The following is a 15856-nucleotide window of genomic DNA, read 5'->3' on the forward strand; positions in this document are numbered from 1 at the left end:
TGTGAGTGAAGAAAATAATCAGTTTTATGAAGTTTATGAGGTTTTTAGTAAGAAGTCGGATACCGCATCACTACAGCATCAGTTTAGTCTTCTGGCACCTAATCGTGAGCTCGCTTTTATTATGGCGAAAGAAAATTTTTTTAGGAGAGAGCAGGTAGCTGATATTTGGGTAGTGAAACGTGATCATATTAAACGGATGAGTCAAGAGGAACGAGAGGCAATGAAGCATCTGGAGAAGAATTATCGTGAGACTAAGGGATACGGATATTTAAGGAAAAAGTGGCGTCAGTATGAGCAAGAACAGCTCACTGAAAAAGACATTATGGGAGGAGGCGAGGGGTAATGAAATCTGAGGAATATCAACAATGCTTAATTGAACTAATCTATCAATTAGCAGATGATGACTTTATTCTAGCTTATCGAGGTTCAGAATGGCTCGGCCTCGCTCCTCATATCGAAGAAGATGTGGCGTTTGCATCGATTAGCCAGGATTTAATGGGGCATGCAGCACTTTATTATTCATTGTTAGAAGAGCTTGGTGAAGGCGAGACTGATGTTTTAACACATCAACGATCAAATGAGCATTTTCGTAATTCTGTGCTTGTGGAGTTACCGAATGGAACGGGGACCTATTTAGAAAATCCATCGTATGATTGGGCTTTTACTGTTGTCCGAAATTACTTTTATACTCTCGCAAAAAAAATCCGGCTTGATTCTATTAAACAAGAATCCTATGAGCCTCTTCAACACATTGTTCAAAAAATCTCTATTGAAATGAGCTACCATATGATGCACTGGGAAGTGTGGTATGAACAGCTAATGAATAGCACTTCTGAAGCGAGAATCAGAATGGAGAAGGCGATCAGCATCGTACTTGAAGATCTAAGTGGCGTTTTTTCATATGGTCGTTTAGGAGATCAAATGGTGCGCCTCTCGCTTATTGAAGGCGAGGAAATTCTTAAGCAACGTTTTATCGAATACTTAAATAAAAAAGAGTCTACTTTTACAATGGGCATGAAGCAAGGAGATGGACGAAACGGGATTCATACAACGCATTTAATGACAGCATTGCTTACTCTTTCAGAAGTCTATCAATCTGTGCCTGCAGCTGAGTGGTAAGGAGGGGGGACAACATAGAATGTTTCTTAAAGAAAGAGTCATGGAGGTTCTTGAAACTGTAAAGGATCCTGAAATTCCAGTTGTAAGCGTTGTTGATCTTGGGATAATACACGAAGTTCACACCTCCAATCACCGAGTGACAATTGAAGCCATGCCGACATTCTCTGGCTGCCCTGCCCTAGATATGATCAAAAGGAATATTGAGTTGGCTGTAGAAAGTATTCCTGAAGTGGATTTTGTAACTGTCACTTTCATTCGGTATCCGATCTGGACAACGGACCTTGTTTCTACAAAAGGAAGAGAAGCGTTGAAAAAGTTTGGCATTGCTCCCCCAGAAGAACACGATGGGAAGGAATGGAGAGTACCCTGTCCTTATTGTGAATCAGTTTATACAACGATGGACAATATTTTTGGGCCAGCTGCTTGTCGAAGTATATTGTATTGCAGGTCGTGTAAGAATCCATTTGAAGCGATGAAGCCTGTGTCGATTTAATTAAAATGAGAGAGGTTGATGAAGAATGGTCAAATTAATCGCATTGTACAAACAACCGGAAAATGCTCAAAAGTTCGATGAACACTACTTTAATACACATGCTCCGATTACATCAAAAATTCCCGGTCTTAAAAAAATGGAAGTAACTAAAATAGTTGGTTCACCAATGGGGAAAAGTGACTACTATCTTATGTGTGAAATGTATTATGAAGATCACGAAGCGATGAAAGCTGGCATGAAGTCGCAAGAAGGAAAAGCCTCAGGGAAAGATTTGATGGGGTTTGCGGGAGATCTTGTCACACTAATGGTTGGCGAAGAAGTTGGAGAGACAGCAGATACAAAGTAGAAGAGGCGGTGTTAATAAGATGTTCGAAACGATTGAGTATGAAGTGAAAGATCGTGTGAGTTGGATTCGTCTAAATCGACCGAATAAATTGAATGCGTTTACATCTTTGATGAACAAAGAAGTAGCGAAAGCGGTCAATCAAGCAACAAACGATCAAGAGGTTCGCTGCATTGTTATTACAGGTAATGGAAGAGCTTTCTGTTCTGGTCAAGATTTAAGTAGCGTTGAAGAAGGTGTGGATCACGCGGAAATGCTCAGATCTACTTATAACCCAATGGTGAAAGAAATAACGTCATCAAGTAAGCCGGTGATCGCTGCTGTGAATGGAGTAGCGGCGGGTGCTGGAATGAGTCTTGCTCTAGCGTGTGATTTTCGGTTAGCTCATGAGCGTGCAAGCTTTATTGAGGCTTTTGTTCATGTTGGGCTTGTTCCTGATTCTGGGAGCACTTACTTTCTACCGCGATTACTTGGTCATGCGAAAGCACTGGAGCTTGCTATGCTTGGAGAGAAAGTAAGTGCTGCAGATGCCAAAGAGCTTGGTCTTGTGACAGACATGTTCTCAAATGAGTATTGGGAGCAAGGAATGAATCAGTTTGCCAATCGCTTAGCTAGTCTTCCTCCTAAAGCGGTGCAGCACATTAAGCAAAACTTTCAAAGAAGTTGGGAAAGTAATCTTGATGAAGTACTTGAGATGGAAGCTGTGACTCAAGGAGAAGCCGGAAAAACGAACGATCATCTTGAAGGCATTCAAGCTTTTACCGAGAAACGTAAACCAGTTTTTCACGGCAGTTAAGTTATGAGAGAAAAAAGCAGGAAAATGGGGGTAAATCAAGAATAGATGCTATAGAGTGAAAGTAGCCGTGGTGGTTGATTGCGCAATCAGCTCCCCCGGCTCTTTCCTATGCTTACAAACATAGAGGAGGTTTTTTTAATGGCTGTCGTTACATATGAAATGAAAAACCATGTGGCATACGTAATGTTAAATCGTCCAGATGTATTAAACTGCTTTAATTATGAAACACTCTCAGTTCTTCAAGGCATTGTTGATGATATTTACTCGGATCGAGAGGTGCGAGCCGTTATTTTTATGGGAGCTGGTGAAAGGGCTTTCAGTGCAGGGGCGGACTTAAAAGAAAGGCGAACACTTTCTGAGAGTGAGGTGCGGCGAAATGTGAAGAAGATTCGTGAGGTTTTCTCCTCTGTTGAATCGCTTCCCCAGCCAACGATCGCTGCGCTGAATGGTTTTGCTTTTGGGGGAGGGTTTGAGCTCGCTCTTGCATGTGATTTTCGATTTGCCGTCGAAGGAACAAAAATGGGCTTAACTGAAACGAGTCTTGGCATCATACCTGGTGCGGGAGGAACGCAACGGTTACCTCGTTTGATTGGAACAGCGAAAGCAATGGAATTAGTTTTAACTGCTCGCAAACTATCATCTGTAGAAGCCTACGACTACGGAATTTTAAACGGTGTTACGACTCGTGAGAATTTACTAGGTACGTGTGAAGAGCTAGCGAGAGAGATCTGTCAAAATGCTCCTATTGCGGTACAGCAGGCGAAATTTTCCGTTCGTGAAGGTATGAATGTAGACCGTCATACTGGTATGGCTATTGAATCTAAAGCATATGAAGTAACGATTCCAACAGAGGATCGTCTCGAAGCGTTAGATGCTTTTGCAGAGAAAAGAAAACCAGTGTTTAAAGGAAAGTAAAAGTTGCTTTGGACCAATGGCTCTGGTAGTATAACATCATATTTAAGCGACGTATTCATAACGGAATGAAGTTATGACGAGCGGGGGTATGATGATGAGTGAAGGTTTAAATACAAGATCAATGATTTTTACACTGTATGGAGAATATATCAGACATTATGGAAATGAAATTTGGATCGGAAGCCTGATTCGTCTTTTGAAAGAGTTTGGTCATAACGATCAATCTGTTCGAGCGGCCATTTCAAGAATGAGTAAACAAGGTTGGGTGGAATCCAGGAAAGAAGGTAACAAAAGTTTTTATTACTTAACAGACCGCGGTGTTAGAAGGATGGATGAGGCTGCGCGAAGAATATTTAAGCTTCAACCTTCAGAGTGGGACGGAAGATGGCGAATGTTGCTTTATAACATTCCTGAAGAGAAGCGTCATATTCGCGATGAGCTGCGTAAAGAGTTAGTGTGGAGCGGCTTTGGAAGTTCTTCTGCTAGTTTATGGTTATCTCCCAACCATCTTGAAGAACAGGTGAATTTGCTAATTGAGAAGTATGATATTCGTGATTATATCCATTTCTTCATAGCCGATTACAAAGGACCGCACGAGAGCATGGCTCTTGTAGAGGAATGCTGGGATTTGGATGAAATTAGTAAGAAATATCGTGAATTCATCCAAATGTATAGTGAGCGCTATGTGATTGATCGAAGTAAAATTGAAAAAGGTAAGATGAGTGATGGGGAGTGCTTTGTTGAACGGGCAAAGCTGGTTCATGAATATAGAAAATTTCTCTTCGTTGATCCGGGACTTCCCTCAGAACTATTACCTGAAGAGTGGCCGGGTGAGCATGCGGCTACGTTATTTAGTGATTATTACAGAACACTTGCCCAGCCGGCTTCTCGCTTCTTTGAAGAAATCTTTAAAGAAGGAAATGAGTTAACAAACAAAGATAACGGTTATGATGCCTTACAGCATCCTCTCTTAACGGATCGACTATAAAAAGAAGGAACGGAGGATTAACCTCCAGTTCCTTCTTTTTTTCTATTCTTTTATTTCGCACGAGCTTTCTTTAAATTCTTTCCCTTTTGTTTTATAAGTTTCAATGGTTAGCTTAATCAGTTCTCTATCTTTATCTGTCAGTTCACGAATTACTTTACCTGGTGAGCCAAGCACCATGCTGTTTGGCGGGATTTTTTTACCTGATGGAATGAGTGTATGTGCCCCAATTAAAGAACCTTCTCCAATATCAGCTCCATCAAGAATGATCGCCCCCATCCCGACTAGAGCACCTTTTCGAATGGTGCAACCATGAAGAATGGCGTTATGACCAACTGATACCTCATCCTCAAGAACGAGAGGATACCCTTCAAATAGATGACAGGTGCAATTGTCCTGAATGTTGCATCCTTTCCCGATACTAATCGGTGCTTCATCACCTCTTAAAACAGCGTTAAACCAAACTGTAGAGTCCTCTCCGATTGAGACATCTCCGATGATTTTTGCGCCGGGTGCGACAAAAACATTTGGAGCGAGAGTAGGTGCTATACGATTATACGAAAATAACATAGTTGCTCTCCCTTCTTTTTTAGCTTACAAACTATTTTTTCATTGTTTCAAAATAGAAGTTTCATATTAAGCAGGAATTATGTTGATCTTCTTTGAATGTTATTAATAAGTATAACACGAATGTTTTGTTTCGTATCATTATCGTTATATGAATGGGAGGAGGGATATAAATGAAACGAGTCTGTCAGCTATTTTCCATTCGATATCCAATTATACAAGGGGGAATGGGAAATATTTCGAGTCCGATTCTTGCATCGGCGGTATCTGAAGCAGGAGGACTAGGAACGATTGGAACTGGAACGCTTAGTCTTGAAGAAGTGGAGAGCCTCCTTCTTGATATGAAACAGCGAACAGCTAAACCATTTGCTCTCAACATACCAATTACTGTTACAACAGATTTAAAGGGGATGTGTGAACTTGCAGTAAAACATGCTGTTCCTATTGTTTCTCTTTCCGCAGGAAATCCTGCACCTTATGTTCCCTTTCTTAAAGAGTGCGGTATAAAAGTTATTTGTGTAACAGCTAGTGTCAAACAAGCGAAAAAAGCAGAAGAATCCGGTGCAGATTTAATCGTAGGAGAAGGGTATGAAGCAGCTGGAATTAATTCTCCACTAGAGATTACTACGATGACCCTGATTCCTCAGCTCGTCGCAAGTGTGCAAATACCAGTTATTGCAGCAGGTGGGATTGGAGATGCTAGAGGGTTTGCTGCAGCCTTAGCTCTTGGGGCAGAAGGAGTACAGATGGGTACACGATTAATTGCGACAGAAGAATCGCCATATCATGAGCGATATCTAACAAAGCTTCTAGAAGCTAACGATACTGAAACAGTTATCGTTGGGAGATCTGTTGGAAAAGTGAGAAGGGTTTTGAGAACTGAATACGCAGATCAGTTATTAAAAGCTGAATTAAGTGGAGTAAAGCCTGAAGACTTTGCGGCGATGACTGATGAAGAGAAACATCGGATAGGAGCAGTAGAAGGACGACTTGGAGATGGATTTATTAATGGAGGACAAATAAGTGGGATAGTCAAATCTATTCCTTCTGTCCAGAAACTATTTGAAGACATGGTTGAAGGAGCATTACTAATTTATAAAAATAAACTGGAAGAGTTTGAGAAAATATCTATGAAGAAGTAGTCATATATCAAGTGTTATTTTTAAAATATATTAAATAATTTCAATTGTTTGAATACTCGTTGACAAGCTAGAATAGCAAGTGTACCATAACGATACGATATCCCGGCTTAGTCAAGAATTTTCAGTGGATAAAGAATATAACAACAATAAGTTTAAAAAACTTATTTGGGGGAGGACAGGCGTTTGAGATCCTGGAAAAAATGGTTAGGTATTTCTCTAGTTAGTGTGATGGCTCTTACGGGTTGCGGAACGAACAATTCCTCATCAAACACGGATTCTAGTAGTGGCGAAGCAGAGGATAAGGAGTCTTATACAATTGGCGTGACTCAAATTGTTGAACATCCTTCTCTAGATGCTGCTTATGAATGATTTAAAATGGCGCTTGAAGAGAATGGATTTAAAGAAGGCGAGAACATTTCCTACGATGTTCAAAATGCGCAGAACGATATGAACAATAGCAATACGATTGCACAAAATCTAGTTGGAGATGAAGTCGACCTAATCTTTGCTAATTCAACACCAAGTGCACAATCTGCATTAAATGCGACCTCAGATATTCCAATTCTTTTCACATCCGTGACTGATCCAGTCGGTGCAAAGCTTGTTGAAGATTTTGATAAGCCAGGAGAGAACATTACGGGAACGACTGATACACATCCAGAAGCCATTCCGAAAACTATTGAATTTATAGCAAGTGAATTTGACGCAAAAAATGTAGGACTCATCTACAATGCTGGTGAACAAAATTCTGTTGCGCAAGTGGACATTGTAAAAGAAGCGATGGAAGGTACAGATATGAAGGCTGTTGAGAAAAGTGTCTCTACTTCAGCTGAAGTTAAACAGGCTGCAGAAGCACTTGTTGGTAAGGTGGACGTGATCTACATTGTAACTGACAATACTGTCGTATCAGCACTTGAGTCGGTAATCAGCGTAGCGAATGATAAAGATATTCCGATGTTCGCAGGAGAATTCGATTCTGTTAGCCGAGGAGCATTTGCAGCATATGGCTTTGATTATAAAGATATTGGATATGAAGCTGGCCTGATGGCTGCGAAAATTTTGAAGGGGGAAGAGACGACGGCAGATATCCCCGTTCAATACCCTCAGAATTTAAAACTTAAAATGAATCAAACAGCGGCAGAAGAAATGGGCATCGAAGTGAAGACAGAATGGGAAGAAATGGGGGAATATATCGAGTAGATCATTAGGTTCGAAAAAGAGAGAGTTTCTTTTTCGAACCTATTTTTATCAGATGGACTATGAACGTGCTTTCAAATGAAAAGGAAGAGGAGGGCGCTTAAGATGAGCTCAGCAATGTTTGGGGCAATAGAATCTGGCATTATATATGCCATTATGGCACTTGGAGTGTATTTATCATTTCGAATTCTTGATTTTCCAGACTTAACTGTTGATGGAAGTTTCGTAACAGGGGCAGCCATTGCTGCTATTCTGATTGTAAACGGGACTAATCCCTTTTTTGCTACGCTTGTAGCCATTGGAGCAGGTTTCTTAGCGGGTTGTGTGACGGGTCTTCTACATACTAAGGGGAAGATTAATCCTCTTCTTGCGGGAATCTTAATGATGATTGCTCTTTACTCAATCAATTTAAGAATAATGGGGAGATCGAACGTTCCGCTCTTAAATGAAGAATCCATTTTCACAAAGATAGAAAGTTTTTTTGAGACATCGGGACTTGATTCGGTTTTAAATAATATGGCATCAGGTATTGGCTTAGGAAATCTCACTTCAACATGGGCTATATTAATAAGCATGCTTGTTGTTACGACAGTGATTAAAATTTTGACTGATCTTTTCTTACGTACTCAAATTGGTCTTGCCCTCAGAGCGACAGGTGACAATAAACGAATGATTCGGAGTTTCTCAGCAAATACGGATAGGCTAACGATTATTGGACTTGGACTTTCAAATGCACTTGTTGCGTTAGCAGGAGCGTTAATTGCTCAGTATAGTTCATTTGCAGATGTGGGTATGGGAATCGGAATGATCATTATTGGTCTTGCGTCGGTTATTATTGGGGAGGCTATCTTTGGAACAAGGACGATAGCTGTGACCACATTCGCAGTTATAGGTGGCGCAATTGTCTATCGTATTGTTGTGAGTCTTGCCCTCCGAGTGGATTTTCTTGAAACAGGTGACATGAAATTAATTACGGCAATTATCGTTATTGCTGCACTTGTTCTTCCACAATTAATTGATGGTCAGAAAGAGCGAAACCGTAAAAAGCGAAAACGCCTCCAGCAAGAAGTGAAATTGAAAGAAATGAAGGGGGGGGACGAAGGGTATGCTTCAACTAAATCAAATTCACAAAGTATTTAACGAAGGGACTCTGGATGAAAAAGTAGCGTTAGAAGACATTAACCTAACCCTTAAAACCGGCGATTTTGTAACCGTTATTGGAAGTAACGGGGCTGGTAAATCGACTTTAATGAATATGGTATCTGGCGTCTTAACACCTGACGTTGGGGACATATTCATTGATGAAAAAAAGATTACAAGTTTACCAGAATATAAGCGGTCAAAATTGATTGGGCGCGTTTTTCAGGATCCGATGGCTGGAACAGCGCCATCGATGACGATACAAGAAAATTTAGCATTAGCTTATAATCGAAATCGGAGACGAACGTTAATGAAGGGCGTGACGAAGAAACTGAAAACAACTTTTCAGGAAGCGCTCGAAACACTTCACCTCGGCCTTGAAGATCGCTTATCCGCAAAAGTTGGTTTGCTTTCAGGAGGAGAAAGACAAGCGCTCTCCTTATTAATGGCGACCTTTACAGAACCAAAAATGCTTTTATTAGATGAACATACTGCAGCACTTGACCCAGCAAGAGCAGCCCTAATCACTAAACTAACCGGAGAAATTGTGGAGCGAACGAACTTAACGACACTCATGGTTACTCATAATATGCAACAAGCCTTAGATTTAGGGAACCGTTTAATTATGATGGATAGCGGTAAAATTATCTTAGAAGTAGAAGGAGAGGATAAACAGAACTTAACGATTGAAGCGTTACTTCATGAATTCCAGCGAATAAAAGGGGCCAAAATGACAAATGATCGCGCCCTGTTAGGATAGTGAAGTTAGATAATAAGAGTAAGAGCCCCCACTTAGCGAAATATGAAGTGGGGGATTTGTTCCTATAATAGCTCTTCAATTGACTCATAATCTTGAAGTTCACTTAATTGTTTTGATTTTTTTGACAATTTATTGACGGTTAATATACGCAATGTTATTATATCGTTAAATAAACGTCATATATTATAGTGTGATGTTAAAGGGGTGAAGCAGGTGAAGAGTGGTATTACGATCGGCCAAAGTGCTCTTATTCAAATAGAGGTAACCCCTGACATGTATGCAAAATTTGAAGGAAAAGTAGTCCACAAGGCATATTCAACTGTTTCGATGGTTTACCATATGGAATGGGCAGCAAGACAGCTTATTCTTCCTTTTCTTGAAGAAGAAGAGGAAGGCATTGGTGGGGGGATTGAAGTAAAACATCTAGGGCCAGCTTGCGAAGGACAAATGGTCGAGATCTTTGCCGTTATCATTTCGCTAACACACAAATCTGTCATTAGTCGAGTAGACGTGAAAAGAGGATCAGAACTTATCGGGACAGGGAAAGTGATTCAGTTCATTCTTCCTAAGAACGTTATCGATGAAAAATTAGCAAGCACTAAAATGTAAGCGATTTCATAAAGGGGTGATAATCGTGTTTGATCGAATCATAGAGCATGAACAGTTACTTTTTTGTAATGATGTCGATACAGGTCTAAAAGCCATCATTGCCATACATAACACAACACTTGGTCCGGCGCTTGGAGGCTGTAGAATGAGACCTTATGAAACGGTCGATGATGCGATAGAAGATGTGTTAAGGCTGTCAAAAGGGATGACATATAAATGCGCTGCAGCAGATGTTGACTTTGGTGGTGGAAAAGCAGTCATCATCGGGGATCCGCTAAGAGATCGAACTCCAGAGCTTTTTCGCGCATTTGGCCAGTTTGTCGAATCGTTGAACGGGCGGTTTTACACTGGTACAGATATGGGAACGACTCCTGATAATTTCGTTCATTCATTAAGAGAAAGCAGCTGCATTGTCGGTGTTCCGGAAGAGTATGGCGGAAGTGGAGATTCGTCTGTTCCAACCGCTAACGGTGTGGTCTATGGAATACAGGCTACAAACAAAACTGTGTTTGGTTCAGAAGAGCTAGGAGGGCGCACTTACGCTATTCAAGGGCTTGGGAAAGTTGGGTATAAAGTAGCTGAACTGCTTCTAGAGCAAGGTGCAGATTTAATTGTTTCAGATATTAATCAGCATGCGATTGACCGTTTGATTCAAAGAGCTATTGACCTAAACCGTGGAGTGAAGGTTGTTTCTGGAGACGAAATCTATGAAGCGAATGCTGATGTATTTGTTCCTTGCGCCCTTGGAGGAATAATTAATGACCAAACGATTCATAAGCTTAAAGTACGGGCAGTTGTTGGATCTGCTAACAATCAGCTTTTAACAAATGAGCATGGTGATTTGTTAAATGAACGCGGCATACTTTATGCTCCTGATTATATAGTAAATAGCGGCGGTTTGATTCAAGTATCTGATGAGCTTTATACGCCAAATCCAAAACGAGTATTGCAAAAAACCAAAGCCATTTATGACACCTTGCTATCTATTTTTGAGCAAGCAGAGACGCATTCTTTTTCTACGATAAAAGCAGCGAATCTTTTTTGCGAAAAGCGTTTGGAAAGTAGGAAACGAAGAAATAGTTTTTTTGCACATAAGAAACCTGGAAAATGGACAGTTCGCTCTTAAAATAGAATGAAAGGTGGATGTCAATGGATCTAGCTGAGCAGTTTCCGTTGAGACAACTCGTTAATGGGGAAGGTAGGCAATTGGAAGAAAGTGAATATGTCACAGTAGAGAACGCCAGGCGCTTTTATGAGCAAATGACGTTCTCACGCATGTTTGACCGAAAAGCAGTCAATCTTCAGCGTCAGGGACGAATTGGTACGTATGCTCCATTCGAGGGTCAGGAAGCTTCTCAAATCGGAAGTGCGCTTGCTTTAGAAGATGGAGACTGGATGTTTCCAACGTATCGCGATCATGCTGCAACAGCTGCTTTCGGACATTCCCTCGTTAATATTTTTCTATATTGGAAAGGTTGTATTGAGGGGTGTGCCCCACCAAAGGGTAAACATATTTTTCCGCCATCTGTACCTATCGCATCGCAAATTCTTCATGCTACAGGTACAGCGTGGGCGGAGAGGAAAAAAGGAAGCGATCGAGTTTCTATAGTGTATTTCGGTGACGGGGCAACATCTGAAGGGGATTTTCATGAAGGGCTAAACTTTGCAAGTGTGTTTCAAATCCCAGTTGTATTCTTTAACCAAAACAACGGGTATGCGATCAGCGTTCCTCTTGAAAGACAAATGAACTCTAAGACGATAGCTCAGAAATCACTTGGTTATGATATGCCAGGCGTACGAGTGGACGGCAATGATGTCTTTGCTGTTTATAGTGAAACATTGAAAGCCGTAGAGCGAGCGAGGAAGGGCGAAGGGCCAACGTTAATTGAGGCCGTTACGTGGCGCTATGGGGCACACACGACGACAGATGAGCCTTCGAAATATCGCGATCAGGGGGAAAGTGAACGGAGAAGACAGGTGGAAGATCCAATTAAGAGAGTGGAGGAATATCTTAAAGCTCGAAATGCTTGGGAATCTGATTGGGTGGAACAGCTCAAGAACGAAGCAGAAGATCGATTAAATACTGCTGTCTCGGAAATGGAAAAGACAAAGAAATCAGATGAAGCTCTTATGTTTGATCATGTGTTCGGCACTAGCGTTTGGCCAGTACAGGAACAAAAAGAGCGCTTTTTTCACAAGGAGAGTGAAAAATGAGTATAGCGGTGAATATGAAAAAGCTAACGATGGTGCAGGCCATTACGGAAGCTTTAAAGGTGATGCTTGAAGAAGATGAGTCCGTTCTTGTACTAGGGGAAGATGTTGGGAGAAATGGCGGTGTTTTCAGAGCCACAGATGGGCTTTATGAACTTTTTGGTGATGACAGAATCATAGACACGCCGCTTGCAGAGTCAGGCTTAATAGGAACTTCGATAGGACTTGCGATGAATGGTTTTATACCAGTTGTGGAGATTCAGTTTCTTGGCTTTATTTATCCAGGATTTAATCAAATTATGACACATGCGACGAGAATTCGAACGAGAACACAAAGTCGTTATACAGTACCACTGACGATTCGAGTGCCTTATGGAGCCGGTGTAAGAGCACCAGAAATTCATAGCGATAGTACAGAAGCGCTATTTGCTCACATACCAGGGTTGAAAGTTGTCGTGCCATCAACGCCACATGACGCAAAAGGGCTCCTTATTAGCAGTATAAAAGATCCTGATCCAGTCCTGTTTCTTGAGCCTATGAGGATGTATCGCACAGGCAAAGGTGATGTACCGACGGGAAGTTATACGATACCACTAGGCAAAGGGTACAGACGGCGTAATGGTAGTGATGTTTCTCTTTTTGCTTGGGGAGCTATGATGAAAGTGGCTGAGCAAGCTGCTGAAAAAGCAGCTTCCAATGGGATTGAGTGTGATGTGATTGACCTCAGGTGTCTCTATCCTCTTGATAAAGAATTGATCTCTGATTCAGTCCAAAAGACTGGGAGAGCGGTTATCATTCATGAAGCTGCATCATCTGGAGGAGTAGGAAGTGAAGTTATCTCAATCATTAACGATACTTCGTTTCTCTATATGAAGTCACCGATAAAAAAAGTAACGGGCTACGATGCGCCAGTGCCGTTATTTACGCTTGAAGATGATTATCTACCTGATGCTAGTAAAGTTCTGCAGGCGATTGAAGAAACAGTTCGCTTCTAAAGGAGGGATCGTATATGGACGTGAAATTGCATGACATTGGAGAAGGAATGTCAGAAGGTGAAATTGTACAGCTTCTTGTTAAACCAGGTGATCAAGTCATAATTGATCAGCCGTTGGTCGAAGTGCAGACTGATAAAGTAACCGCTGAGCTTCCATCTCCGCTAGCGGGGAAAGTAGAAAGAATTCATGTAGCAGCAGGTGAAGTAGTTGAAGTGGGGGGTACGTTATTAACCATCTCTCCAATCTCTCAACACGTGGAGCAAACGCTTATTCCAAACCGAACGAAGCGAATTTTAGCTGCCCCATTCACGAGGAAAATAGCGCGAGAAAATGACGTTGATATCGAGAGGGTAACAGGTACCGGGCCAGGGGGACGCATTACAGACGAAGATGTTTTAAGACATATTGTCACGTTACAAAGTCCTCGAGAGCCTCAAGAGCAAGAAAAAGCAAACGAAACGAATCTATTACAAACTGATACCATTCCATTTTCAGCGAGACGGAAACAAATCGCAGCAAAAATGAAAAAATCCACTCTCACAATTCCTCATGTTACACATTTTGACGAAGTAGATGTGACGAATGTATTAGAGATGAAAAAGACTCTTCAAGAAAAAAGTGGCGTATCTATTTCTGTTGCTGCCTTTTATATTAAAGCAGTATGCCTTGCACTTAAGGAATTTCCCATTTTCAATTCGGAATTAAAAGAAGAGGAAGGTCTCATTTATTTAAACCCTGATATCCATATTGGTTTAGCAACGGATACGGAGGAAGGGCTCATTGTGCCTGTTATTCACGACTGTGACAGACTTTCAATTAAAGGCATTCACACTAAGATGAAAAACCTCCATCAATCTGCTATGAGTAATCAGCTCAAGAGCAAAGACCTTTCATCTGGTACATTTACGATTAGTAACGCAGGACCGCTTGGTAGCACTGGGGCTACGCCGATTATTAATTATCCACAAGCGGCTTTACTTGCTTTTCATAAAACAAAAAAAATGCCAGTTGTTACGGAAAAAGACGAAATCATTATTCGCTCAATAATGTCGATATCAATGACGTTTGATCATCGTATCGCAGATGGAGGGACATCTATGCGCTTTACGAATCGCTTTATTGAATTGATCGAACAACCTTCTCTATTTATAACGGAGCTTGTCTAATGGTTGTAGGTGAGATCATTCATGAAAAAGATGTTGTCGTGATTGGCGCAGGGCCAGCTGGTTATGAAGCCGCTCTTCGACTTGCGAAGCATGGAAGAGATGTTACTATGGTAGATCGATCTCGATCAGGTGGGGAATGTCTTCATAGAGGATGTATACCATCAAAACTACTGGCATCTTCAGCGAGAAAAATGAAGGAAACGGCTCCAGGGGTAACGATAGCGTCATCGTTTTCTATGGAAAAATGGCATAGCGAGAAAAATAGCATGATCGATTCCATGGAAAAAGGTCTTGAGATGCGCTTTAAGTCAAATAACATTGACTGTGTAAAGGGACATGCAGCGTTTTTATCTTCTGAGCGAATTGGTGTAGAACAAGGGGAGAAATTTGAAGTTTGGTCATTTAACGATGCGATTATTGCAACAGGGAGTCGACCCAAAACCCCATCCTTCATTTCAATCGGAAAAGAAAACATTTTTCCTGTAGAACAGCTCTATGCATTATCCTCCTTGCCTAATCGACTTGTTATTTTTGGAGCAGATTATCTTACGGTAGAGGCGGCGAGTACGTTTCGCTCGCTAGGTGTAGACGTAACGATTGTGACAGATCAAGAAGCGATTCTTTCTGAATGGGATGAAAGCATTCAACGTGAATGCAAAAGGCAATTTAAAAAGCAAAAGGTTCAGGTGTTCAGAGAAGTATCTGATTGCAGTGTAAAGGACGATGGTCTTGGATTGATATTCCGTAACCAAAACGGAGAAAACGTTGAATTAGAAACAGAAATAATTGCCTATTCGATTGGAAGGATTCATAATAGTGATTCGCTTGGATTGGATCAAGCGGGAATAGACTTACAAGAAGATGGATATATTCACATTTCTGAGGGATGTGAAACGTCATACCCAATGATCTATGCCTGTGGTGATGTAACTGTGGGACCCTCGCTTGCTGCGAAGGGAATTAAGCAGGCGAAGACGGCGGCGGATCGTTGCTGCGGTATAAAAGCCGCATTTACGCTCGATTGTCTTCCGCAAGTCATCCAAACTCAAATTCCGGTAGCATCTGTAGGTTTAACTGAGAAAGAAGCGAAAGAAGCAGGGTATGAGTTTATGACGGCAAGTTCTTCTATGCAAGCAAATGGTTATGCAACAGTCATGGGCCATACAGAAGGTCGGATCAAAGTCATTCGAGATCGACAGAGTCATGTGCTTTTAGGATTTCATGCTGTGGGTGCTGGTGCTGTTGAACTGATCGAAAAAGCAACGCTAGCTCTTGAGATGGGGGCAAGAGACGAAGATTTTATCTATCCTTATTCCCCGCATCCAGGATATGGTGAAGCCTGGACAGAAGCGGTTGAAATGACTGTTGAATCAGTAGTGAAAACAAAAGTTAGATGATAAAAGACCAGGCGAGCGAAA

17 protein-coding genes and 1 pseudogene are annotated in these 15856 nt (G+C 41.3%); 17 read left to right on the plus strand and 1 reads right to left on the minus strand.

The window, feature by feature from the left end; genetic code table 11:
* Window position 1 precedes the first annotated feature (1 nt).
* The 7 genes from paaB to paaX all read left to right on the plus strand — a co-directional run bounded on the left by paaB (window position 2) and on the right by paaX (window position 4654).
* Complete coding sequence (gene paaB, locus AC0VYH_RS03310) at window positions 2–343, plus strand: 1,2-phenylacetyl-CoA epoxidase subunit PaaB (protein ID WP_430246869.1); 342 nt, start codon at window positions 2–4, stop codon at window positions 341–343.
* Window positions 343–1119: a 1,2-phenylacetyl-CoA epoxidase subunit PaaC gene (gene paaC / locus AC0VYH_RS03315; protein WP_430246867.1), complete on the plus strand. Its 777-nt coding sequence runs from the start codon at window positions 343–345 to the stop codon at window positions 1117–1119. The genes paaB and paaC overlap by 1 nt, the downstream gene beginning before the upstream one ends.
* Window positions 1120–1138: 19 nt before the next feature.
* Window positions 1139–1612 (plus strand): 1,2-phenylacetyl-CoA epoxidase subunit PaaD, encoded by a 474-nt coding sequence (gene paaD / locus AC0VYH_RS03320; protein ID WP_194220244.1) that lies wholly within the window; start codon window positions 1139–1141, stop codon window positions 1610–1612.
* A 25-nt stretch (window positions 1613–1637) separates the two neighbouring features.
* Entirely contained in the window at window positions 1638–1958 is a 321-nt protein-coding gene (locus tag AC0VYH_RS03325) for an EthD family reductase (protein ID WP_194220243.1), read from the plus strand.
* A 19-nt stretch (window positions 1959–1977) separates the two neighbouring features.
* On the plus strand, window positions 1978–2751 hold the full coding sequence (locus AC0VYH_RS03330) for an enoyl-CoA hydratase/isomerase family protein (RefSeq protein WP_430246864.1): 774 nt from the start codon (window positions 1978–1980) through the stop codon (window positions 2749–2751).
* 138 nt (window positions 2752–2889) lie between these two features.
* On the plus strand, window positions 2890–3666 hold the full coding sequence (locus tag AC0VYH_RS03335) for an enoyl-CoA hydratase-related protein (RefSeq protein ID WP_430246862.1): 777 nt from the start codon (window positions 2890–2892) through the stop codon (window positions 3664–3666).
* A gap of 94 nt (window positions 3667–3760) precedes the next feature.
* Window positions 3761–4654: a phenylacetic acid degradation operon negative regulatory protein PaaX gene (gene paaX / locus AC0VYH_RS03340; protein ID WP_475373287.1), complete on the plus strand. Its 894-nt coding sequence runs from the start codon at window positions 3761–3763 to the stop codon at window positions 4652–4654.
* 42 nt (window positions 4655–4696) lie between these two features.
* Here paaX and AC0VYH_RS03345 read toward each other — a convergent pair whose 3' ends face one another.
* Window positions 4697–5221, minus strand: a complete 525-nt coding sequence (locus AC0VYH_RS03345; protein WP_430246858.1) for a gamma carbonic anhydrase family protein — start codon at window positions 5219–5221, stop codon at window positions 4697–4699.
* Between the two features lie 170 nt (window positions 5222–5391).
* On the opposite strand from AC0VYH_RS03345, the gene AC0VYH_RS03350 reads away from it, so the two are divergent.
* The 10 genes and pseudogenes from AC0VYH_RS03350 to AC0VYH_RS03395 all read left to right on the plus strand — a co-directional run bounded on the left by AC0VYH_RS03350 (window position 5392) and on the right by AC0VYH_RS03395 (window position 15835).
* The gene (locus tag AC0VYH_RS03350; protein WP_194220239.1) at window positions 5392–6360 is read left to right on the plus strand and encodes an NAD(P)H-dependent flavin oxidoreductase; all 969 of its coding nucleotides are present in this window, start codon (window positions 5392–5394) and stop codon (window positions 6358–6360) included.
* Window positions 6361–6588: 228 nt separating this feature from the next.
* Window positions 6589–7560: pseudogene (locus AC0VYH_RS03355) on the plus strand (ABC transporter substrate-binding protein).
* A 102-nt stretch (window positions 7561–7662) separates the two neighbouring features.
* On the plus strand, window positions 7663–8697 hold the full coding sequence (locus tag AC0VYH_RS03360; protein WP_475373288.1) for an ABC transporter permease: 1035 nt from the start codon (window positions 7663–7665) through the stop codon (window positions 8695–8697).
* The gene (locus AC0VYH_RS03365; protein ID WP_194220237.1) at window positions 8663–9457 is read left to right on the plus strand and encodes an ABC transporter ATP-binding protein; all 795 of its coding nucleotides are present in this window, start codon (window positions 8663–8665) and stop codon (window positions 9455–9457) included. Before AC0VYH_RS03360 ends, AC0VYH_RS03365 begins: the two co-directional genes overlap by 35 nt.
* Window positions 9458–9670: 213 nt before the next feature.
* Window positions 9671–10066, plus strand: a complete 396-nt coding sequence (locus AC0VYH_RS03370) for a thioesterase family protein (RefSeq protein ID WP_475368386.1) — start codon at window positions 9671–9673, stop codon at window positions 10064–10066.
* 19 nt (window positions 10067–10085) lie between these two features.
* On the plus strand, window positions 10086–11192 hold the full coding sequence (locus AC0VYH_RS03375; RefSeq protein ID WP_194220260.1) for a Glu/Leu/Phe/Val dehydrogenase: 1107 nt from the start codon (window positions 10086–10088) through the stop codon (window positions 11190–11192).
* 23 nt (window positions 11193–11215) lie between these two features.
* Window positions 11216–12280, plus strand: coding sequence for a pyruvate dehydrogenase (acetyl-transferring) E1 component subunit alpha (gene pdhA, locus AC0VYH_RS03380; protein ID WP_475368387.1), 1065 nt, complete (start codon window positions 11216–11218; stop codon window positions 12278–12280).
* Window positions 12277–13272, plus strand: a complete 996-nt coding sequence (locus AC0VYH_RS03385; RefSeq protein WP_475366541.1) for an alpha-ketoacid dehydrogenase subunit beta — start codon at window positions 12277–12279, stop codon at window positions 13270–13272. The genes pdhA and AC0VYH_RS03385 overlap by 4 nt, the downstream gene beginning before the upstream one ends.
* Before the next feature lie 14 nt (window positions 13273–13286).
* Complete coding sequence (locus AC0VYH_RS03390) at window positions 13287–14438, plus strand: dihydrolipoamide acetyltransferase family protein (protein ID WP_475368388.1); 1152 nt, start codon at window positions 13287–13289, stop codon at window positions 14436–14438.
* Window positions 14438–15835, plus strand: a complete 1398-nt coding sequence (locus AC0VYH_RS03395; RefSeq protein WP_475368389.1) for a dihydrolipoyl dehydrogenase family protein — start codon at window positions 14438–14440, stop codon at window positions 15833–15835. The genes AC0VYH_RS03390 and AC0VYH_RS03395 overlap by 1 nt, the downstream gene beginning before the upstream one ends.
* Window positions 15836–15856: the final 21 nt, after the last annotated feature.

The sequence above is a fragment of the Anaerobacillus sp. QJM3NY_32 genome, assembly GCF_056173645.1.